Here is a 20,528-nt window from a genome sequence, read left to right on the forward strand (position 1 = left end):
ACTTTCGTGTGGCGGATGGCGTTGCCGCGCGCCTTAGCGGGGCTGCGGACGGATTGCCAGCGGGCGGCGCGAGTTCACCGAATGTTTGCGCCTTGGCGCTAGGGCGGGGCGGTTATGCGAAACCTGTTCCTCGCCGCCGTTGCCGCGGCCGGCCTTGCCGCCTGCTCGCTCGTCGCCGGCGATCCGCTGGATGAGGCGCGCGCGGCTTACGACCGGCAGGACTATCCGGCGGCGCGGACGGGGGCGCAGGCGGCCTTGGCCCAGGATGCCGACGGTCCAGGGGCGCTGGAATTGCTGGCGCGGGTGCAGGTGGCGACGGGACAGGGGCAGGCCGCCTTGGCGACGCTCGCCCGCCTCGATGATGCCCGCGCCCTGCCTGCCGATGCAAACCTGCTGCGCGCCGAGGCCCTGTTGCAGACCGGCGAGGTCGAGGCCGCCCGCGCCGCGCTGACCGGTCAGCGCAGCGCCGAGGCCTGGCGCCTGCGTGCGCTCGCCGCCGCCCGGCAGGGCGACGATGCGGCGGTCAAGGCGGCCTTTCGCAACGGTCACGGGGCCGAAGGGGACAAGCTGCGGCTCTACACGTTGGAGGCGACCTGGCACCTCGATCGCGGCGACGCCGAAGGAGCACGCCGCGCAGTGGGCGAGGTGCAGCGGCTGGCGCCCGAGGCGGTGGAAACGCTGTTCGTCTCCGCCCGCTTCGCCAACCTGCTCGGCGAACACGAACTGGCCGCGCGGGCCTACATGGCCATTCTCGAAAGGAACCCGTCCGATCGGCCCGCGCTGCTGGGCGCGATCGCCTCGGCCCGCAACTTGGGCCGGATGGACATCGCCGCGCCGCTGGTGGCGCGCGGCAGCGCGGCCTGGCCGGGCGACATCGCGTTCGTCTACCACACCGCGCTGCTCGATGCCGATGCCGGGCGCTGGCCGGCCGTGCGCGAGCGATTGCAGCGCAGCGAGCGCGCCGTAATCGATTTCGCGCCCGCGCGGCTGCTCTACGGGCAAGCGATGCTGGAACTGGGGCAGGTGGAGCAAGCGCGCTCGATGGTGCAGCCGCTGGCAGAGGCCTATCCCGATAACGCAGAGTATCGCGCAACCCTTGCGCGCATCGACGGTGCAGCGCGCGGCTAGCCTGCCTGCATCCGCACTGCCACGTCGCTCATGAAGCGGGCGTCGTCGCCCTTCGCCAGCCAGTCCGCCTCCGCGCCGACGGCGGCGAGCATATCGGTCAGGTCGTCCATCTCGTCCTTGGCGTAATTGCCCAGCACGTACCCGTGGACGCGATCCTTGTGGCCGGGATGACCGATACCGAGCCGTACGCGGCGGAAATCCGGGCCGAGGTGGCGGTCGATGCTGCGCAGGCCGTTGTGCCCGGCATGGCCGCCGCCGATCTTCACCTTGATCTTGAACGGGGCGAGGTCGAGTTCGTCGTGGAACACAGTCAGCGCATCGGTGCCCAGCTTGTAGAAGCGCAGCGCTTCGCCGACGCTGCGGCCGCTTTCGTTCATGTAGGTGGCGGGCTTCAGCAGCAGGACCTTCGCTCCGCCGATGCGGCCCTCCTGCAACCAGCCCTGGAACTTCTTCTGCACCGGCCCGAACCCGTGCATCTCGGCCAACACGTCGGACGCCATGAAGCCGACATTGTGCCGCTGCATGGCGTGTTTGGGACCGGGATTTCCGAGGCCGACCCAGAGCTGCATGGCGCAAGCGCCTCCTACTGTCGCGGTGCGCTCTGCGCCTGCTCGCTAGTGGTCGCCAGGACGTTGATCACGGAAATGTAGAAGTTGGTGCACACGTTGGCGAAGGCATCGCGCTGCGCGGGGCTGGCCGCGGCGATTTCGGCGTTGGCGCTGCGGAACTGAGCCACGGCCTCGCCGGCGGAATAGTGGCTGATGCGCCCGGCGTAAAAGGCCGAGATAATCGTCAGGTTGTCGACGAACTGGGCGCGCTGTTCCACGGGCAATTGCTCGTTCGCCATGAAGGCCGCGCGACGCTGCTGCAGAAGCACGAAACACTGGAAGTCCTGCGGATCGGCGGGCAGGACGCCGCCCTGCTGCGCGAGCGCCGGGGCCGGCGCGGACACTCCGGCCAGCCCCAGGCTCATGACGGCGAGCGACAGGATCGCGCGCCGCATGCTTACTCGCTCTTCGCTTCCTGCTCGGCGGCAGCGTCGTCGTCCGGACCCTGCTCGGTGGCAGCGGTTTCGCCCGCATCCATGCCTTCGCCGGTCTGGTCGTCGCCGGCCTCGCCCTCGGCGCGCTTGAGCGCGGACGGGGCGACGAGCGTCGCGATGGTGAAGTCACGGTCGGTGATGGCGCTTTCGGCACCATCGGGCAGCGTGACGGAGCTGATGTGGATGCTGTCACCCACTTCGAGGCCGGTGACGTCGATCTCGATCTCGCTCGGGATCTTGGCGTTCTCGCAGACCAGCTCGAGGTCGTGGCGCACCACGTTGAGCACGCCGCCCTTCTTCAGGCCGGGGCTATCCTCTTCGTTGATGAACACTACAGGCACGGCGACCTGGATCTTGGCGTTCTTCGACAGGCGGAGGAAATCGACGTGGATCGGACGATCGCTGACGGGGTCGAGCGCGACATCCTTGGGGATGGTGCGCAGCGTGTCGCCGCCGAGGCCGATCATCACGATGGAATTCATGAAGTGACCCGTGCCAAGCTGCTTGCGCAGCTCCTTCTCTTCGACGTGGATCGTCGTGGGTTCTTCGTTGTTGCCGTAGATCACGGCGGGTACGCGGCCTTCGCGACGCAGCGCACGGGAGGCTCCCTTGCCAGCCCGTTCGCGCAGCTCGGCCGACAGTTCAAGAGCGTCGCTCATGGTATTGCCTTTCGGGTTGCGGGTGTTGCACCTGCCGTCACGCCTCCAGGGATGACCATGCCGACAGGGAGGCGCGCCAATAGCAGCGCTGGCCCGAAAAGCAACTACTGGATACGGCGCGCCGTATAGCCAAGCGCCTCCAGCCGCGCGACGAGGCCATCCTCGCCGACGAGGTGCGCCGCGCCCACGGCCACGAACGGGCGGCGGCCTTCCTCCACCAGCGCGGCGATGCGGTCGGTCCAGGCCTCGTTGCGGCGGGTGAGGAGGGTGCGGCGAAGCTCCGGGTTGGAGAGCAGCTCGCCGCCTACGTGTTCCGCGATCCTGCGTTCGTCGCCGCTCAGCCAGGCTCGCAGCATGGCATCGCCCCGGCCCGCCTGCCAGTCGCGCGCGGTGGCGGCCAGCAAGTCACCCTGCGCCTCCTGCGAAAGTCGGTCGAACAGCGAGAGCTGGCCGGCATAGCTCTCCAGTCCGACGACCTCGTCCGCCTCTGCAATCAGCGCACGGTCGACGCCGTTGTCGCTATCGCCGGTGCGAGTTGCGGCGGCGAGCAAGAGGGCGGCGCCCCAGCTCTCGATGCGCGAGAAATCGCCGTCGTCCATCCCGGCGGCATCCATCATCGCGAGAAGGGCGGGGCGCGCCTCCGCGTCCACCCGGCGCGAGAGCGGGGGCTGGCCGGGCGTTTCGGAAAGGTCGCTGAAGAGTTCCGCGCCCGACGTATCGCCGAGGTTGGCGACCTCGACCACGAGCAGGTCGCTATCCGCCAGCGCGGCATCGAGCGCGGGAGTGCGCCACTTGGCATCGTCGGGCAGTGCATGGATGGTGCCGAACAGCGCCCCGCGCTCGCCCCCGGGTGCGGTGATCTCCCACAACATGGGGCTGGGCTCGGGCCAGTCCGACGCGGACGGAGCGCCGCAGCTCGCAAGCCACAGCGCCCCGCCCAGTGTCAGGAAAATCTGCCTCAGTATGCGACGCGCTCCGCCGTCAGGCCGCGCTCGTGCAGGAAGTACTGGACGCTGCCCGCACCGCCGAGATGACCTGCGCCCACGGCGACGAAGACGGTGCCGGGGCGATCCATGCGTTCGTCCAGCCATTCCGCCCAGCGTGCGTTGCGATCGCTGAGGAGCGTGGCGTAGAGCGCCGGATCGGCGGCAAGCTCGTCGTTGACCAGCGTGGCGAGGCCGGCGGCATCGCCTTCCATCCACTCGGTCACCATCGCGTCGAAGTTCTCGCGCAGCGCCTCGGGCGTCGCCATCATCTCTACCGTCTGGTCGAGCCCGGCGAGCTGGGCCTCCATCGGCAGGCTGTCGAAGAAGCCGAACTGCTGCTCGACGGTCTCGAAGGCGGCGCGTTCCTTGCCCTCGACCAGGGAGTCGAGCACGCGCTCGACTCCGGTCGAGGGATCGATGCCCACTTGCACCAGGCCGAGCTGGGTCAGCGTCATCATGCCCATCCACGGCTCGAACCCGTCGAGCGCGGCTGCGGGCACGCCGACGCGGGCGAGGGCGGCCTCGTATTCCGCGCGGTTCTCGTCGGTCATCAGGTCGCGCACCGTGCCGCCGGTCTCCAGCGTGGCGAGGCGCATCTGCGTCTGCATAATGGCCATCAGTTCGGGCGAGGGGGCCTCGCCGGGCACGACCTCGGGAATGGCGCTGGTGTCGATCTCGCTGACGAACTCGTCGGCGGATTCGAGCGCGCCGCGGATCGTCGGATTGTACCACTCCACGCCCTCGGGCAGGAAGTGGACGGTGCCGAAGAGATAGATCGTCGTGTCATCGTCGCTCAGCCGCCACAATGCGGGGCCGGAGGACGCGGTCGCCTCGGCTTCGTTCGGCGCGCTGACCTGGGCGATGCCGGGCGTGGAGGCGCAGGCCGAAAGGGCGATGGCCGATGCGGCGAAAAGCAGTTTGCGAAAGATCATAATGGCGACTCCTGTTGCAGTTGAAACGATGGGTCCGGCCTTCAGCGCAGGCCGAGTTTGCGCGTGACATAGCCCACCAGCATGACGAGCATGGTGGTGAACCAGATGATCTGTTGGTTGGGATCGGGCATCATGCCGACCGTCGCGAAGAAATACCACGTCGGGTAGGCGACCATGTAGAAGTGGAAGCCCCAATAGGCGGCCCACAGGTTGTCGGCCATGTCGACCTCGTCCAGGCGGCGCAGGTAGCCCGCGACGTAAAAGCCGAAGGCCCCGAGACCTAACGCCCACATGGCGACGATGGCCGCACCGGGCAGCAGCCCGCTCTCGTACCAGCGACGGGTGTATCCGCTGACCATCCCGAACAGCACCGCCACCGCGATGCCGAGCGCGGAATAGCGGTAGAACCGGCTGCGGCGCTGCTTCAGGCGTTCCTCGCCCGAGAGGCTAGAGCCCGTCATCGAAAATCTCCTCGATCGGCATCTCGAACAACCGCGCAATGCGGAAGGCCAGCGGCAACGACGGGTCGTGCTTGCCGGTCTCGATAGCGTTCACCGCCTGGCGCGAGACGTCGAGATGCCCGGCCAGCTCCGCCTGGCTCCAGTCGCGCATGGCGCGCAGCACCTTGAGCTTGTTATTCATCTGCTGTCCCTCCAGCGCAGGAACTGGAAGATGCCGACGAACAGCAGCAGGAAAGTTTGCCAGGCGGTAACCAGGGACGTCCAGAAATTCATCTGAAGATTCAGGAAACCCAGCGCATCCGGCAGCTCCTCGCCCCCGATGGCAGCGTAGGCAGCCCACGTGCCAAGGATGATGACGAGCGGCGCAATGGCCAGCACGTTGACCAGCAATTCCACGGTGCGCTTCCACAACTGCTCGGCATATTCGTCGCGCAAGGATCGCGTCACGACGAGCACGGGCCCCACGATGAAGCTGACGAACAGGATCGGCACGCCGATCGCAATATAGACCGGGTCGTCGTCCGACCAGGGCTGCCATCCGAACGCGTCGTCCCGCAGGAAATCCGCCGTGCCCAATGCTGCGGCCAGCAGGCACAGGTCCATCAACCGGAAATACAATCGACGCCGTCGTTCCCTTACCTTCGGTTGCGCAGGTGTATGTTTGCTCACAGTGCAGTTCCCCGCACGCGATATATTGCGTAGCCGATTGTCCAGCTACCGGCGAGAACGCCCAGCGTCAGGTCCGGAGAGGACACGATGCGCAGAAGGCCGAAAGCCGGTGCGAGTTGCATGCCGAGGTCGGCGACCAACGTCACGAGAATGGCGCTGATTGCGCTGTTGGCCATGGCTTGGAAGGTATACTCGTCGTTGACCTTGCGATCGATCTTCAAGGTGAAAAAGGCCAGCACGCTCAACACGGCGACCGCTGCGAGCACAGCTGCGACAAAGGTCGCGGTGTCGGCGAGGGGGGCGACAGCCTCGGCACCGCGGGCGGCGTGGCGGGCAGGTAGTGCGACAGCCAGCACGCCCAGCGCCAGGAAGACGAGGTCGAGGCCGACGAACGGCCCCAGCGACCTCTTGTTCAGCAGACCGATCACGCAGCAGTTCCCCGAAGACGCTTGCCATCGAAGGCGAGGTAGAAAACAAAGGCGCCCAGCAGCGCCGGCCATTGCGGTTCGATGAGCACGGCCGGCATGGCGAAACGCACGCCTTCTTCCGCCCCGCCGCCGAGCGCAAAAACGAGCGCCACTCCGGTGAACCACAGCCCCAGCGCCACGGCACACCAGCGTGCCGCCTCCAGTCGCAGGCTGGCGAGATAGTCGTCAGCGAAACGATAGAGCAGCAGCACCCAAATCCCGCACCACGCCATCAGCAGGAACAGGCCGGCAAGGCGCGTATTGCTACCGAAAGCGAACGAGCCCGCCGCGATCAGCGTGTCGATCAGTCCGAGAGGCGCGAGGGCGAACATCCCCGAACGCTCTTTCTCCGAAGGAGCTGTCGGATCGTAGGGCATCAGGCATTACCTCCGCCGCGAAACTGCTTGTAGAGGAAGCCTGCGTGAAAGGCGCAGGCGACCGCCGAACCGATGAGCCACGCGCTGTTGAACTGCGCGGGAAGGGCGAATGTGCGATCGTCCGCGGAAAGCTCGGCACCGCCGGCGCTGTAACCGATGCCATAGAAGCCCTCGCAGATCGACAGCAGGCCCTGCACCCCTAGCCACAGGCCGAGCACGCACAGCGCCCACAAGGCACCCTCGTGCACGAGGCCCATGAAGTAATCGTCGAACTTGCGATAGAGCGCGAAGAGCACAAACCAGATGCCGACGTAAAAGCCGACAAACCCCTCGACATGCGGACCGAGCGGCAGGAAATTGGACGCGAGCATGACAAGGCTCATCACGCCCGCCGCGCGCACCTGCCAGTAGGCGGCTTCGCGCCCGCCCTGGTCCAGTCGGTTGGGATCATAAACCATCGTTGTCGCCCCCGAACGGCAGCCGGTCGCGAAGGTAGGCGAAAGCATATCCGGCGTGAAACAGCAGGCCGAGGCCCAGCGCGAGTAGCAGGCTGTCGCTGGCAAGCACGTCGAAACCCGCGATAAGGCGGTCCATCAAGCTCGTGTTGCTGTCGATCCACAGCAGCAGCATCACGACTCCGAGGCCGAACGCCATCCACGAAAGGCCGGTGCCCACGAGCGAGCGGTAGTAGCCGTCGGTATTGCCCTTCATTCCAGCGACGATCAGCGAACCGCACATGCCGCCGAAGAGCGGGCCCATGAAGGCGATGTTTGCACCTGAAAGGTGGAGCGGAATGGCGAGCACGTTGACCGCGCCGCTCGCGAGGGTCAGCCAGTACAGGCGCTCGCGATGTTCGCGCTGGTTGCGCTCGTGGTCGATGCGGTAACCGGTGGAGGGTTCGTAGGGCATCAGAAGGCTCCGGTCAGGCGCTTGATATTGAAGACGACAAAGAAAGCGAAAAGCGAGGCAGCCGCAGCGCCGCGCTCGGGAAAGTCCTGCCCGTTCTCGATACCGAACAGGCCATCGATGAAACCTTCGATGCCCGGAGCCGCCACGAGCCAGGCGATAATCGTGGCGAAGGCGGCGTTCGTCGCCGTGGACCAGAGGCTGAGCGTGTACTCGTCGGTCTTGCGGGTAAAGAACATCACGGGGAGAGAGACCACCAGGCAAACGGTGGCCGCTATCACCAGGCTCCGCGGTAGCGGATGGAAGGCCGCGATCACCAGCATGGCGATGCCCAGCAGACCGACGATCCCGAGATTAAGATTGACGGAAGCCCAGTCGCGGCGGCGCTTGATCGTGTTCAAGTGATCGGTCCTGTTAGCGGTTGCTTGCAAGCGAGGGAGGCGGGGGCGGCGCTGCCGGGCTGGTGGTGCGTCGCCCCCTGTCCCGCGCAAGATCAGCCCCGGTTGTCGAGGGTCAGCGTGGCGAGACGTTCGGTGCGCGCCGCGACGATGGCCAGTTCGATGCGCGGGGCGAAGGATGCCTCGAGATCTTCCCGGCAGGCGCTCTCGAAGCGGCGCGATGCGCTATCGCGGCCGCCGGTGCGGCAGGCACGCGAGATGGCCTGGTCGACTCGGCTATCGAGGCGTTCCTGGTCGGCGGGCTGGGTCAGGTCGAGGTCGGCGGTGGGCACCGTGATCTGCGCCGGCTCGCCGGTCTGCGCAGCGGCCGGAACGGCGAAGGCGGCAACGATGGCGATGGCGGCGGAGGCGAGGAGCTTGGTCATAGCAATGGTCCTTTTAACCTTACAATGTGTTCGGTCAACCTTCCCTTATGTCAGGTTGTGCTGACTTTATGTCGTGACTCACTGACCGTGTCAACATGACCTGACAAAAGGACAGGCGTGCGTGACCCGCGCGCCTGCCAAGCATCTGAAATATTGGTTGAATTAATTTATGCGTTCGGCCGTCAGGCCGCGCTCTCGCAGCTTCGCCAGAAGCGAAACATCGCCCTCGAAGTGCCCGGACCCGACCGCCAGCAGGATGGTGCCGGGCGAATCGAGTCGTTCGTCCAGCCACTGCGCCCAGGCCGTGTTGCGGCGGTCGAGCAGCATGGCGTTGAAGGCCCTGCCGATGGCGCCGTCGCCGAAACCGATGTCGAAGTGATCCTGCACCTCGCCGCGCGCCCAGCGGTGCTCGTCCGCCCAGTAATCGTCGCCGCGCGCGTCGACGTAGTCCGCGTCGTAGAACTGCTCGACCGACTTGCCGCGCCAGGCCAGCAGCTTCGCGTCGAGGTCGGCGATGATGGCATCGTCGTCGAGGCGCAGCAGCGAGTACATCACCGCGCCCGAATCCTCGATCGACTCGATCGGCCTGTTCGTTTCCAGGAAATCGCCCTCCAGCACCGTCTCCACGCCGTACTCGGTCGAGGAGGGATTGGACCCCACCGGCCCGTATCCCATGGACAGCATGGCAGAGAGCACGGGCAGGTTGTCGAAGGCCTCGAAGTCCGCGCCGCTGCGCTCGATCAGCCGCCGCCACTGGGCTGCGCCCTCGGGCGAGAGACGCTGCGAGGTGGGCACGCGGTTCGCCACGCGGTGCGTGAACTTCGCGTCGAGGTCGATCGCGCCCTCGTATTCGGCATAATCGGTCGTTTCCAGCACCAGTCCGTCGACCTCGGCGATGATGCTGTTGAGCTGGGCGCTGCGCCAGCGGAACCCTTCGGGCAGCGCATGGATCGTGCCCAACATGTAGATGGTCGTGTCCTCGTCCGACAGCTTCCACAGCGCAGGCGCGGGCTCGTAGTCCTGGTGGAAGGCGTAGCGGTCCGCCTCCTCGGCGACCCTGCCGCCCGTGTCTTGCGCGGCCAGCGGCGTGGCGGCGAGGAACAGGGAGGTCAGGGCGAGCGCGATGCGCGAGAGGGTGCGAGCCATTTCGCAGGCGATTCACACACGCGCGCGCTCTTGCTGTCAAGCGCCGTTGCCGCCTGCCATTGACGCTCGTTCACCCTTGAGCCAAAGCCCGCCGCGCGATGACGAGCCCCAATCCCGCGACCAGCTTCCAGGACATGATCCTCGCGCTCCACGATTTCTGGAGCGCGCAGGGCTGCCTGATCCTGCAACCCTACGACATGCGCATGGGCGCGGGCACCTTCCACACCGCCACCACCCTGCGCGCGCTGGGGCCGGAGCCGTGGAACGCCGCCTTCGTCCAGCCTTCGCGCCGCCCCACGGATGGCCGTTATGGCGAGAACCCCAACCGGCTTCAGCACTATTACCAGTACCAGGTGATCCTGAAGCCGAGCCCGCCGGACATCCAGGACCTCTACCTTGAGAGCCTCCGCCGCATCGGCGTGGATCCGCTGAAGCACGACATCCGCTTCGTTGAGGACGACTGGGAATCGCCCACGCTCGGCGCCTGGGGGCTGGGCTGGGAGGTCTGGTGCGACGGCATGGAGGTGACGCAATTCACCTATTTCCAGCAGATGGGCGGCTTCGATTGCAAGCCCGTCGCTGGCGAGCTGACCTACGGTCTCGAACGCCTCGCCATGTACATCCAGGGCGTCGACAACGTCTACGATCTCGACTTCAACGGGAAGGGCGTCAGCTACGGCGACGTCTTCCTCGAGAACGAGCGGCAGATGTCGAAATGGAACTTCGAGGTCGCCGATACTGCCGCCCTGTTCGACCTCTTCGCCAAGGCCGAGTCCGAGTGCCGCAACGCCATCGCGCATGACGTGCCCATTGCCGCCTACGAGCAGGCGGTGGAAGCCAGCCACCTGTTCAACCTCCTCCAGGCCCGCGGCGTCATCAGCGTGCAGGAACGCGCCAGCTACATGGCCCGCGTACGCGATCTGGCGCGCGGATCCTGCGAGAAGTACGCCGAGGTGATGACGCCGAAGTGGCAGGCGGACTATCCGGAGTGGTCGCTGTGACGGACTTCCTGCTCGAACTGCGCTCCGAGGAAATCCCTGCGCGGATGCAGGCCGGCGCGCGGGCGGAGCTGGAAAAGCTGTTCCGCCGCGAGATGGATGCCGCCGGCATCGCGCCCGGCGACATCACCGCCTGGTCGACCCCGCGCCGCCTCGCCCTGATCGCCCGCGACCTGCCCGAAGCGACCAAGGCAGTCCGCGAGGAAGTCAAGGGCCCGCCCGTCGGCGCGCCCGATGCGGCCATCGACGGCTTCTGCCGCAAGAACGGCGTAACCCGCGACCAGCTCGAGGAGCGCGACGTCAAGGGCCGCGCCACCTGGTTCGCCGTCATCGACAAGCCGGGCCGCGCCATGGCGGACCTGCTGGCCGAGGCGATCCCCGCGATCGTGCGCGATTTCAGCTGGCCCAAGTCCATGCGCTGGGGCGAGGCGTCGCGCTCGACCGAATCCTTGCGCTGGGTGCGGCCGCTCTCCGGCATCGTCGCGCTGCTGGGCGACGAGGTCGTCGACTGCGAGATCCACGGCGTGACCAGCGGCGCGGTGACGCTGGGCCACCGCTTCCACCATTCGGGCGACATCACCATCGGCAGCGCCGCCGACTACGCGGTGAAGCTGCGCGCCGGCCACGTCATCGTCGATCACGAGGAACGCGCCGCCATCATCCGCGATGGTGCGGCCAAGACGGCGGCGGACGCGGGGCTGACCCTGGTCGAGGACGAGGGGCTGGTGGCCGAGAACGCCGGCCTCACCGAATGGCCCGTGCCGCTGCTAGGCCGCTTCGATGAGGCCTATCTCGACGTTCCGCCCGAGGTCATCCAGCTGACCGCGCGGGTGAACCAGAAGTATTTCGTGTGCCATCCTCCCCGGACCGGGGAGGGGGACCATCCGCAGGATGGTGGAGGGGCACCGTCTGCCGAGCGCCTCGCCAATGCCTTCGTCTGCACCGCCAATATCGAGGCCGATGATCCCGCCGTGGTTGTCGAAGGCAACCGCAAGGTCCTCGCCGCGCGACTTTCCGACGCCCGCTTCTTCTGGGAGCAGGACCGGAAGACCTCGCTCGCCGAACACGCGAAGAAGCTGGAGCGCATCACCTTCCACGAAAAGCTCGGCACCGTCGCCGACAAGGTCGAGCGGGTGGCGAAGCTGGCGGCATGGCTCGTCTCCGATGCCCGCGCGCCCAATGGCGACCACAACCTCGCGCGGCAGGCGGCAGAACTCAGCAAGTCCGATCTCGTCACCGAGATGGTCGGGGAATTCCCTGAACTTCAGGGTCTTATGGGCGGCTATTACGCCCGTGCCGAAGGTTTGCCGGATGAGGTCGCCAACGCCATACGCGATCACTACAAGCCTGTCGGCCAGGACGACGCTGTGCCGACCGCACCGCTGACCGTCGCCGTCAGCCTGGCCGACAAGCTCGACAACCTCTTCAGCTTCTTCAACATCGGCATCCTGCCGACCGGATCGAAGGATCCTTTCGCGCTTCGCCGCGCGGCTCTGGGCTATCTCCGGCTGGTGCAGGCCAACGGCCTCGAATTATCGCTCGAACAGGCGGCACAGGCCTGGGGCGGACTGGGCCGCGCGAAGCTGGGCACGCAGGTGGCGGAGTTCCTCTCCGACCGTCTGGCTGTGCAGATGAAGGATCAGGGCGTGCGCCACGACTACATCGCCGCCTCGCGCGAGTGGGCGGGGCAGGTGGATGCCCGCACCGACAGGATCGAGGCCCGCGCCCGTGCGCTTGGCGCCTTCCTCGACACGCCCGACGGCGCCAACCTCCTCGCTGGCTACAAGCGCGCCGCCAATATCCTCAAGAAGGAGGACTGGCATGGCATCGAGGGCGAGATCGCGCATACCGGGGAGGAGGACCCGCTTGCGCTGGTCGACGATCCGGACATGAAGGCGGTCATCGACGCCAAGATGGCCGAGCGCAAGGCGGGCGCCGTTTCCTACACGCCCGAGCCGGCGGAAAGCGCGCTGACCGAGGCGCTCGATACTGCCGCACCGACCGCGGCCCGCGCGGTCGAGGCGGAAGATTTTGCCGCCGCCATGGCCGCGCTCGCCACGCTGCGCGCACCCATCGATGCCTTCTTCGAAAGCGTGACGGTGAACGACGCAGACCCCGCCAAGCGGGCGGCGCGTCTGAACCTGCTCGCACGATTCCGCGACGCCGTGCACCAAGTCGCGGATTTCAGCCGCATCGAGGGCTGATCGATAAACAACGGAGCGGTGAACACTTCGCCTGACTTGTCCAGAATTCCGGGGTCTCGAATGAACAATACGGTCTATCTCTTCGGCGGCCAGGCCGATCACTCCGACCCCCGGCAGAAGGACAAGGCCGTCGTCGGCGGCAAGGGCGCCAACCTTGCCGAGATGGCCAGCATCGGCCTGCCCGTGCCGCCCGGCTTCACGATCACCACCGAGGAGTGCGTCCGCTACCTTAAGGAAGGCGCGAACTTTTCCGACGACTTGCGAGAAAACGTCGCCAAGGCGTTGAACCACATCGAGAACGCCGTCGGCAAGCGCTTCGGCGACGCGGGCGATCCGTTGCTCGTTTCGGTGCGCTCGGGCGCGCGGGTGTCGATGCCGGGCATGATGGACACGGTGCTCAACCTCGGCCTCAACGACGCGACGGTGGAAGGCCTCGCCGCCACCAGCGGCCATGCCCGGTTCGCCTGGGACAGCTATCGCCGGTTCATCCAGATGTATGCGGACGTGGTGCTCGGGCTGGAGCATGGCCTGTTCGAGGAAGCACTTGAAATCGCCAAGGAAGACAAGGGCTTCTTCAGCGATACCGAGATGGATTCCGAAGACTGGCAGGCGCTCGTCGGCGAGTACAAGGCCATCGTCGAGCGCGAGCTGGGCCGCCCGTTTCCGCAGGACGTGACCGAGCAGCTGTGGGGCGCCATCGCCGCCGTCTTCGACAGCTGGGACAGCGAGCGCGCGCGCGTCTACCGCCGCCTCAACGCCATTCCCGGCGACTGGGGCACGGCGGTCAACGTGCAGGCCATGGTCTTCGGCAACATGGGCGACACCAGCGCCACCGGCGTCGCCTTCACCCGCGATCCCTCGACCGGCGAGCGCGCCTACTACGGCGAGTGGCTGGTGAACGCACAGGGCGAGGACGTGGTCGCCGGCATCCGCACGCCGCAATACCTCACCCGCACCGCGCGCGAAGCCGCGGGGGCGCAGGCGCCGAGCATGGAAGAGGCCATGCCCGATGCCTACGCCGAGCTCGCCCGCGTGTTCGACCTGCTCGAAACGCACTATCGCGACATGCAGGACATCGAGTTCACCGTGCAGCAGGGCAAGCTGTGGATGCTGCAGACCCGCAGCGGCAAGCGCACCGCAAAGGCGGCGCTGCGCATGGCGGTGGACATGGTGGGCGAGGGGCTGATCGACGAGGAGACCGCAATCCTGCGCGTCGATCCCATGGCGCTCGACCAGCTGCTGCACCCCACGCTCGACCCCCATGCCGCGCGCGACGTGCTGGCCCGCGGCCTGCCCGCCTCTCCGGGCGCGGCGAGCGGGGCGATCGTGCTCGACGCCGATACTGCAGAGACCCGCGCCGGGCGCGGCGAGTCCGTCATCCTCGTGCGCGTCGAAACCAGCCCCGAGGACATCCACGGCATGCACGCGGCCAAGGGCATCCTGACGGCGCGCGGCGGCATGACCAGTCACGCGGCGGTTGTGGCGCGCGGCATGGGCAGGCCCTGCGTCAGCGGAGCCTCGGCGGTCTCCATCGACCTCAAGACCCGCACGCTCAGGATCGGCCACCGCGAACTGACGGAAGGCGACACGATCACGCTCGACGGCGCCTCGGGCGAGGTAATGGCGGGCGAGGTGCCCACGATCGAGCCCGAGCTGGCCGGCGACTTCGGCGTGCTGATGGACTGGGCGGACAAGCACCGCCGCATGGCCGTTCGCACCAATGCCGAGACGCCCGCAGACTGCCGCACCGCGCGCCAGTTCGGGGCCGAGGGCATCGGCCTGTGCCGCACAGAGCACATGTTCTTCGACGCCGGCCGCATCAGCGCCGTGCGCGCGATGATCCTGGCCGACGACGAGGCCGGCCGCCGCGCCGCGCTCGCCCGCCTGCTGCCCGAGCAGCGCAGCGACTTCGCCGACATTTTTCGCGCCATGGCCGGGCTGCCGTGCACGATCCGCCTGCTCGACCCGCCGCTGCACGAGTTCATGCCCACCCGCGACGAGGACTTCGAGGGGCTGGCAAGCGACCTGGGCGTCGGCGTCGACCACCTCAAGCGGCGGGCGGCGGAACTGCACGAGTTCAACCCGATGCTCGGCCATCGGGGCTGCCGGCTCGGCATCACCTTCCCCGAAATCTATGAGATGCAAGCGCGCGCCATCTTCGAGGCGGCCTGCGCGGTGACGGGCGAGGGCGGGGAGCCGGTGGTGCCGGAGGTGATGATCCCGCTCGTCGCCACGCGCAAGGAACTGGCAATCCTGCGCGCGCTGGTGGACCGGGTGGCAGGCGAGGTCTTCGGCGAACAGGGCCTCACGCTCGATTATCTCGTCGGCACGATGATCGAACTGCCGCGGGCTGCCCTGATGGCCGGCGAGATCGCAGAGGAAGCGCGATTCTTCTCGTTCGGAACCAACGACCTGACGCAGACGGCTCTCGGCGTTTCGAGGGACGATGCGGGCCGGTTCCTCGGCGCCTATGTCGACCAGGGCATCTACGCCCGCGACCCGTTCGTCAGCCTGGACATCGACGGGGTTGGCCAGCTGGTCGAGCTCGCCGCCGAGCGCGGCCGCGCGACGCGCGCCGACATAAAGCTCGGCATCTGCGGCGAACACGGCGGCGACCCCGAGAGCATCGCCTTCTGCGAGAAGGTCGGCCTCGACTACGTCAGCGCCAGCCCCTACCGCGTGCCCATCGCCAAGCTCGCCGCGGCGCAGGCGGCGCTCAGCGCCCGCCGGTCAGGGTAACGATCTCGAAGGTCTCGCTGACCTTTCCGTCGGCATCGGCCTGCGCCATGAACGCCGCGCGTGCCCGCTCGCAGGCGGCGCGGGTGAGGGGCGGGGGAACGCTCGCCAGCACCTGGCCCAGACCCTGTGCACGCAGATCGGCCACCAGCACGTCCAGCGAGGAATAGCGCACCGTAAGCCGCTGGGTATCGACCACCGGATTGCTCCATCCGGCGCGCTGCAACAGACCGGGGGCGGAGCGCGGATCGACCAGCGGATGCATCCGTGCAGCCGGGCGGTCGCCGTCGGCCTCCTGCATGGCGCGGCGCAATTTGCCCAGGCTCGCCCCGCCGACCATGGTGGCGATGGCCATGCCGCGCGGTGCCAGCGCCTGCCGCACGTGGACGAGCGCGCCGGGCAGGTCGTTGACGGTGTCGAGCGTGCCTAGGCTCACCACCAGGTCGAATTCGCCCGTCGGCCAGGGCAGCTCTTCGTCGAGCGTGGCGGCATCGAACCTGGTGATCGCATGGCCGGACCGCTCGAGATAAGCGGCGAGATCGCCCGTCCAGTCGCCCACGACCGCTGCCGCGCCAGGCTCTCGGCGCACGAAGGCGAGCCGCTCGGCTATTTCCGCAATCATGTCGTCGATGACGTAGCGCGCGGCATGCTCGCGGCGTTGCAGACCGGCAATACGGGCATGGCGCGAACGTCGCCGAACGGGGGAGAAGATGAGCGGCGGCGCTTCGGTCATCGCGCTTGCCTAGAGCTGCCGGGAGCGCCAGCATAGCCCCGATGTCCGCCACCAAGCTGATCGCCGAGAGCTTCGCCCCGCTCGTCGACCTGGTCTATCCGCCGCGCTGCCCGCTGTGCGGCGAGGGGCTGGCGGCGCAGGTCGGCCTGTGCACCGCCTGCTGGAGTGAGCTGGCGATTCCTGGCGAGCCCGCCTGCGACAGGTGCCAGCGCCCGTTCGGCGACGACGCGCCGGCTCTCGGACATACCTGCCCCCACTGCCTCGCGCGCCCGCCGCGGCATGACGGGATCGCCGCGGGTACGCTCTACAACGACACGGCGCGCCAGCTGGTGCTGCGCTTCAAGCATGGGCGCAAGATTGCGCTGGCGCCCATGCTGGCGCGTCTCGTGGCGGCGCGGCTGCCGGCGCTGGAGGGCGAGTGGCTGGCTGTGCCGGTGCCGCTGCACCGGACGCGATTGTGGAAGCGTGGCTACAACCAGTCGGTCCTCCTTGCGCGCGAGCTGGCCCAGCTGACCGGGGCAAAATTGCTGGTCGATGGTCTCGTTCGTCCGAAGGCCACGCCCAGCCTCGGCGGGCTGGGAAAGGCGGCGAGGGCGCGCGCTCTCGAGGGCGCTATCGCGGTCAATCCCGCACGGGCCGGACAGCTGGAGGGCGCGAAGGTCCTGGTGGTGGACGACGTGCTCACCAGCGGCGCGACAAGCAACGCCTGCGTGGAGACCCTGCGGCGGGCGGGCGCGGCGAAGGTGCGCATTGCCTGCTTCTCTCGCGTGCTGGAGGAGGCGCTTTGACGGCAAAACGCCCGGGAGTTTCCCCCCGGGCGTTCGCGTGACGAATAACGCTGGAGCTTCGCGTCTGCCCCCCAGCAGGTGCGGCAGCTCCAATCCCTCATGATCCGGGCCGGTGTCCGGCTCCGTCTCCCCCCGTCCTTGGCCGATGTGGCGCTCCAAACGAAGTCCGGCTCGTCAGGCCGAGGCGCATTCATTCCACCGAAAGGTTTCCGATCAAACCGCCTTCGCAACGCGCGATGGATTTTGAACCGCGATTGTGATTATCGTGCAACAAACCGGTATGCGAAGTGCAACCTGTTGGACAAAGTCGAAAGGGTCTCCCGATTTCAACCGATACGGCGCGCGAGCAGGGAAGCGCCTTCAGCCCGAAATTCGATGCAGCAGGCCTTCTCAGCGCCGTGGTCCAGGACGCGAGCAGCGGCGAAATCCTGATGGTCGCCTTCATGGACGAGCGCGCGCTTGCGGCGACGCAGGATACCGGCATCGCCCACTTCCACTCTCGCAGCCGCAACGCCTTGTGGAAGAAGGGTGAGACATCGGGGAATGTGCTACACGTCGAGCGAATCCTCGTCGATTGCGACCAGGACGCCTTGGTACTAAAGGTCAGGCCCGCCGGGCCCGCCTGCCACACGGGTGCGCGCAGCTGCTTCTACCGCCGGCTCGACGGCAACTCACTCGTGCCGTCCGGGTGAGCGGATGCAGAGAGCGGCCAAAGATGTACGTCTTATGCCAATGCCGGGCCGCACACACGTTTACCGGTTGCAACGTTTCGCACGCCAGCGGCGTCTTGCGCCCGATCACTCGGTGGGCAAGAAGTCGGGTACCGACAGGTACCGCTCGCCGGTGTCGTAGTTGAAGCCCAGCACCCGCGTTCCGGCGTCGAGTTCGCCGAGCTTCGAGGCGATGGCAGCGAGCGTCGCGCCGCTGGAGATGCCGACGAGCATGCCTTCCTCCGCCGCGCAGCGCCGCGCCATGTCCTTGGCCGCTTCGGCATCGACCTGGATCGCACCGTCGATCGCCTGGGTGTGCAGGTTGCCGGGGATGAAGCCCGCGCCGATGCCCTGGATCGGGTGCGGGCCGGGCTGGCCGCCGCTGATGACGGGGCTGAGCGCGGGCTCGACCGCATAGGCCTTCATCTGCGGCCACTCGGCCTTCAGCGCCTCGGCGCAGCCGGTGATGTGGCCACCGGTGCCCACGCCCGTGATCATCACGTCGATGGGGCTGTCGGCGAAGTCGGCGAGGACTTCGCGCGCCGTGGTCTCGGCATGGACGCGGTAGTTGGCGGGGTTGTCGAACTGGCTCGGCATCCATGCGCCGGGCGTCTCCGCCACCAGTTCCTGCGCGCGCTCGATCGCGCCCTTCATGCCCTTTTCCTTGGGCGTCAGGTCGAAGCTGGCACCGTAGGCGAGCATCAGCCGGCGGCGCTCGATGCTCATACTCTCGGGCATGACGAGGACGAGCTTGTAGCCCTTGACCGCGGCGACCATCGCCAGGCCGATGCCGGTATTGCCGCTGGTCGGCTCGATGATCGTTCCGCCGGGCTTGAAACTGCCGTCCTTCTCCGCCGCTTCCACCATCGCCAGGCCGATGCGGTCCTTGATCGATCCGCCGGGATTGGCGCGCTCGCTCTTCACCCACACCTCGTGGTCGGGGAACAGGCGCGAAAGCCGGATATGCGGCGTGTGGCCGATGGTCTGGAGGACGTTGTCGAATTTCATGGGGCTGGCTCGCTTTCTTCTATGGCCTGGGCGGTCCGCCTTGCGGGCGCCTCGTCGTACTTGACGGCAAAGGTTCGCGCGCGGCGAAGTTCCGGAAAGATCACGGCCCACAGGCCCGTCACCACGATGGCGCCGACTCCGCCGAAAATCACCGCGCCCACCGTTCCCATGATTGCCGCCGCAAGGCCCGATTGCAACTCGCCCAGTTCGTTCGAGGCGGAAATGGCGAGGCCGGAGATGGACGAGACGCGCCCGCGCATCTGGTCGGGCGTGTAGAGCTGGACAAGCGAACTGCGGATAAAGACCGAGATCATGTCCGCCGCGCCGAGGGTGACGAGCAGGGCGAGGGACAGGTAGAAATTCGTCGACACCGCAAAGGCGATCGTCACCGCGCCGAACACCACCACCGCCCACAGCATCTTCACCCCAACGTTGTTCTCCAGCGGCCTGAACGAGAGGTAGAGCGCGACAACAGCAGCGCCGAGCGCGATGGCCCCGCGCATCAGGCCGAGCCCGTCGGCGCCGACGTTCAGGATGTCGCGCGCATAAACCGGCAGCAGCGCCGTCGCGCCCGCCAGGATCACGGCGAACAGGTCGAGCGTGATGCAGCCGAGCAGGAACCGCTCTTTCGTCACGAAGCGGAAGCCGTCGGCCATCTGGCGGAAGGGGTGGACAGGCGGCCCCTCGTGTTTCGCGCGCACCGGGCGGATGGTCTGGATCAGCAGGCCGGACACCACCAGCAGCACGACGGAGACGGCGTAGGGCAGCGCGCGCTCGTGCTCGAACATCAGGCCGCCCGCGAAGGGGCCGACGACCGAGCCTGCCTGCCAGGCGATGGAGCCGAGCGCGATGGCACGCGGCAACAGGCGGGCGGGCACGATGTTGGGCGCGATGGCCGACAGCGCCGGTCCGTTGAAGACCCGGGCCCCGCCATGCAGCGCCGCGAGGGCGAAGACGATCGGCAGCGTGAGCGCGTCCTGCCAGGTCATCCAGGCGAGCGCGGCCGCAATGAAGGCGTCGACTAGGTTGGCGGCCAGCACCACGCGGCGACGGTCGAAACGGTCGGCGGCAAGGCCCGCCAGCGGCGTCAGCAGCAGCAGCGGCACGAACTGGACAAGTCCCAGCAGGCCGAGCTGGAAGGCCGCCTGCGGCCGCGTCATGCCATAGTCGGCGCGGGCGATGTCGTAGGTCTGGTAACCCAGCAGCACGACCATCGAGATGGTGGCGAAAACCGCGAGAAACCGCGCCACCCAGTAGCGCCGGTAATCTGGTATCTGGAGAGGGGTCGCAGGCTCGCTCACGCCAGCGCCAATGGCACCGCGCCGAAGCGATGCCAAGCTAGCTAAAGTTGTGCGAGGTGTAGGTCCGCCTAACTGCGCCGCCGCAGGGCGGGGTTGGGCTGCATTTCGTTGATCATGGCCTGGAAGTCGTCGAGGCGGATGATCCGCTCGAACTGCATGCCGGCGCGGTCCTCGGTCTTCCAGATGCAATAGGCCTCGATCCGGCCCACCGAAGGCAGTCGGATGATCAGGCGGTCGCCGCGAGCGATGTCCGGCGCGTCATCGACCATGAAGCCGTGCGCGGAGATGTTCGAGACGTGCAGCTTCACGTCGCCGTGCAGCAAGTGCTCGGCGATCACCGAATAGTCGACCGGATGCCGCGACGCGCGCCGCATATCGGTGACCGACAACTGGGCTCCCCCTGCCATTGCCCGCGAACTCCCTTGCGATTGGACCGGGGGCCGGTGTGACAGCG

At 67.4% G+C, this 20,528-nt stretch carries 25 protein-coding genes; 6 read left to right on the forward strand and 19 right to left on the reverse strand.

Translation table 11 applies throughout. From position 1 onward, the window contains the following. Positions 1 to 114 precede the first annotated feature (114 nt). A complete protein-coding gene (locus AAW00_RS03460; RefSeq protein ID WP_047002898.1) occupies positions 115 to 1,128 on the forward strand; it encodes a tetratricopeptide repeat protein in 1,014 nt (337 codons plus the stop codon). Here the strand turns inward: AAW00_RS03460 and pth are convergent. The 15 genes from pth to AAW00_RS03535 form a co-directional block, all read right to left on the reverse strand. Further along, positions 1,125 to 1,697 (reverse strand): aminoacyl-tRNA hydrolase, encoded by a 573-nt coding sequence (pth, locus tag AAW00_RS03465; protein WP_047002899.1) that lies wholly within the window; start codon positions 1,695 to 1,697, stop codon positions 1,125 to 1,127. The two genes, AAW00_RS03460 and pth, sit on opposite strands and share 4 nt — an antisense overlap. Before the next feature lie 14 nt (positions 1,698 to 1,711). Then, positions 1,712 to 2,131, reverse strand: coding sequence for a hypothetical protein (locus AAW00_RS03470; protein WP_047002900.1), 420 nt, complete (start codon positions 2,129 to 2,131; stop codon positions 1,712 to 1,714). A 2-nt stretch (positions 2,132 to 2,133) separates the two neighbouring features. Beyond that, complete coding sequence (locus AAW00_RS03475; RefSeq protein ID WP_047002901.1) at positions 2,134 to 2,829, reverse strand: 50S ribosomal protein L25/general stress protein Ctc; 696 nt, start codon at positions 2,827 to 2,829, stop codon at positions 2,134 to 2,136. Between the two features lie 104 nt (positions 2,830 to 2,933). Continuing rightward, on the reverse strand, positions 2,934 to 3,701 hold the full coding sequence (locus AAW00_RS03480) for a TraB/GumN family protein (RefSeq protein WP_052761741.1): 768 nt from the start codon (positions 3,699 to 3,701) through the stop codon (positions 2,934 to 2,936). Positions 3,702 to 3,787: 86 nt separating this feature from the next. Next, positions 3,788 to 4,747 carry a TraB/GumN family protein gene (locus tag AAW00_RS03485; protein WP_047002902.1) on the reverse strand — a complete coding sequence of 320 codons (960 nt, stop codon included), beginning with the start codon at positions 4,745 to 4,747 and terminating at the stop codon, positions 3,788 to 3,790. A 41-nt stretch (positions 4,748 to 4,788) separates the two neighbouring features. Beyond that, a complete protein-coding gene (locus AAW00_RS03490) occupies positions 4,789 to 5,208 on the reverse strand; it encodes a hypothetical protein (protein WP_047002903.1) in 420 nt (139 codons plus the stop codon). Then, positions 5,195 to 5,389, reverse strand: coding sequence for a helix-turn-helix transcriptional regulator (locus AAW00_RS03495; protein WP_047002904.1), 195 nt, complete (start codon positions 5,387 to 5,389; stop codon positions 5,195 to 5,197). Before AAW00_RS03495 ends, AAW00_RS03490 begins: the two co-directional genes overlap by 14 nt. Then, positions 5,386 to 5,877: a hypothetical protein gene (locus AAW00_RS03500; RefSeq protein ID WP_206539313.1), complete on the reverse strand. Its 492-nt coding sequence runs from the start codon at positions 5,875 to 5,877 to the stop codon at positions 5,386 to 5,388. Before AAW00_RS03500 ends, AAW00_RS03495 begins: the two co-directional genes overlap by 4 nt. Beyond that, positions 5,874 to 6,305: a hypothetical protein gene (locus AAW00_RS03505; RefSeq protein WP_047002906.1), complete on the reverse strand. Its 432-nt coding sequence runs from the start codon at positions 6,303 to 6,305 to the stop codon at positions 5,874 to 5,876. The genes AAW00_RS03500 and AAW00_RS03505 overlap by 4 nt, the downstream gene beginning before the upstream one ends. Beyond that, the gene (locus tag AAW00_RS03510; RefSeq protein WP_156169910.1) at positions 6,302 to 6,676 is read right to left on the reverse strand and encodes a hypothetical protein; all 375 of its coding nucleotides are present in this window, start codon (positions 6,674 to 6,676) and stop codon (positions 6,302 to 6,304) included. Before AAW00_RS03510 ends, AAW00_RS03505 begins: the two co-directional genes overlap by 4 nt. A 44-nt stretch (positions 6,677 to 6,720) precedes the next feature. Continuing rightward, entirely contained in the window at positions 6,721 to 7,179 is a 459-nt protein-coding gene (locus AAW00_RS03515) for a hypothetical protein (RefSeq protein ID WP_047002908.1), read from the reverse strand. Then, complete coding sequence (locus tag AAW00_RS03520; RefSeq protein WP_047002909.1) at positions 7,169 to 7,630, reverse strand: hypothetical protein; 462 nt, start codon at positions 7,628 to 7,630, stop codon at positions 7,169 to 7,171. The genes AAW00_RS03515 and AAW00_RS03520 overlap by 11 nt, the downstream gene beginning before the upstream one ends. After that, entirely contained in the window at positions 7,630 to 8,028 is a 399-nt protein-coding gene (locus AAW00_RS03525; RefSeq protein ID WP_047002910.1) for a hypothetical protein, read from the reverse strand. Before AAW00_RS03525 ends, AAW00_RS03520 begins: the two co-directional genes overlap by 1 nt. Before the next feature lie 92 nt (positions 8,029 to 8,120). Continuing rightward, complete coding sequence (locus tag AAW00_RS03530; RefSeq protein WP_047002911.1) at positions 8,121 to 8,450, reverse strand: UrcA family protein; 330 nt, start codon at positions 8,448 to 8,450, stop codon at positions 8,121 to 8,123. Positions 8,451 to 8,612: 162 nt separating this feature from the next. Then, positions 8,613 to 9,596, reverse strand: coding sequence for a TraB/GumN family protein (locus tag AAW00_RS03535; RefSeq protein ID WP_047002912.1), 984 nt, complete (start codon positions 9,594 to 9,596; stop codon positions 8,613 to 8,615). A 98-nt stretch (positions 9,597 to 9,694) separates the two neighbouring features. Here AAW00_RS03535 and AAW00_RS03540 point away from each other — a divergent pair, with 98 nt between their 5' ends. The 3 genes from AAW00_RS03540 to ppdK are packed head-to-tail and all read left to right on the forward strand — an operon-like array spanning position 9,695 to position 15,537. Continuing rightward, entirely contained in the window at positions 9,695 to 10,597 is a 903-nt protein-coding gene (locus AAW00_RS03540) for a glycine--tRNA ligase subunit alpha (protein WP_047002913.1), read from the forward strand. Then, entirely contained in the window at positions 10,594 to 12,798 is a 2,205-nt protein-coding gene (gene glyS, locus AAW00_RS14185; RefSeq protein WP_052761742.1) for a glycine--tRNA ligase subunit beta, read from the forward strand. The genes AAW00_RS03540 and glyS overlap by 4 nt, the downstream gene beginning before the upstream one ends. Before the next feature lie 60 nt (positions 12,799 to 12,858). Further along, the gene (ppdK, locus tag AAW00_RS03550; RefSeq protein ID WP_047002914.1) at positions 12,859 to 15,537 is read left to right on the forward strand and encodes a pyruvate, phosphate dikinase; all 2,679 of its coding nucleotides are present in this window, start codon (positions 12,859 to 12,861) and stop codon (positions 15,535 to 15,537) included. Here the strand turns inward: ppdK and AAW00_RS03555 are convergent. Continuing rightward, entirely contained in the window at positions 15,515 to 16,267 is a 753-nt protein-coding gene (locus AAW00_RS03555) for a methyltransferase domain-containing protein (protein ID WP_047002915.1), read from the reverse strand. The two genes, ppdK and AAW00_RS03555, sit on opposite strands and share 23 nt — an antisense overlap. Positions 16,268 to 16,308: 41 nt before the next feature. On the opposite strand from AAW00_RS03555, the gene AAW00_RS03560 reads away from it, so the two are divergent. Together AAW00_RS03560 and hisI are read left to right on the forward strand one after the other, a co-directional pair. Further along, positions 16,309 to 17,055 (forward strand): ComF family protein, encoded by a 747-nt coding sequence (locus tag AAW00_RS03560; RefSeq protein ID WP_047002916.1) that lies wholly within the window; start codon positions 16,309 to 16,311, stop codon positions 17,053 to 17,055. Positions 17,056 to 17,378: 323 nt separating this feature from the next. Further along, the gene (gene hisI / locus AAW00_RS03565; protein ID WP_047003505.1) at positions 17,379 to 17,747 is read left to right on the forward strand and encodes a phosphoribosyl-AMP cyclohydrolase; all 369 of its coding nucleotides are present in this window, start codon (positions 17,379 to 17,381) and stop codon (positions 17,745 to 17,747) included. 105 nt (positions 17,748 to 17,852) lie between these two features. On the opposite strand, the gene cysK is transcribed toward hisI, so the two are convergent. From cysK to AAW00_RS03580, 3 genes are all read right to left on the reverse strand, one after another. Further along, positions 17,853 to 18,773, reverse strand: coding sequence for a cysteine synthase A (cysK, locus tag AAW00_RS03570; RefSeq protein WP_047002917.1), 921 nt, complete (start codon positions 18,771 to 18,773; stop codon positions 17,853 to 17,855). Continuing rightward, the gene (locus AAW00_RS03575) at positions 18,770 to 20,074 is read right to left on the reverse strand and encodes an MFS transporter (RefSeq protein ID WP_052761743.1); all 1,305 of its coding nucleotides are present in this window, start codon (positions 20,072 to 20,074) and stop codon (positions 18,770 to 18,772) included. Before AAW00_RS03575 ends, cysK begins: the two co-directional genes overlap by 4 nt. 68 nt (positions 20,075 to 20,142) lie before the next feature. Further along, positions 20,143 to 20,481 carry a PilZ domain-containing protein gene (locus AAW00_RS03580; protein WP_047002919.1) on the reverse strand — a complete coding sequence of 113 codons (339 nt, stop codon included), beginning with the start codon at positions 20,479 to 20,481 and terminating at the stop codon, positions 20,143 to 20,145. Positions 20,482 to 20,528 lie beyond the last annotated feature (47 nt).

This window comes from Aurantiacibacter luteus (genome assembly GCF_001010945.1).
In the GTDB taxonomy this organism is placed as follows: Bacteria; Pseudomonadota; Alphaproteobacteria; order Sphingomonadales; family Sphingomonadaceae; genus Alteraurantiacibacter; species Alteraurantiacibacter luteus.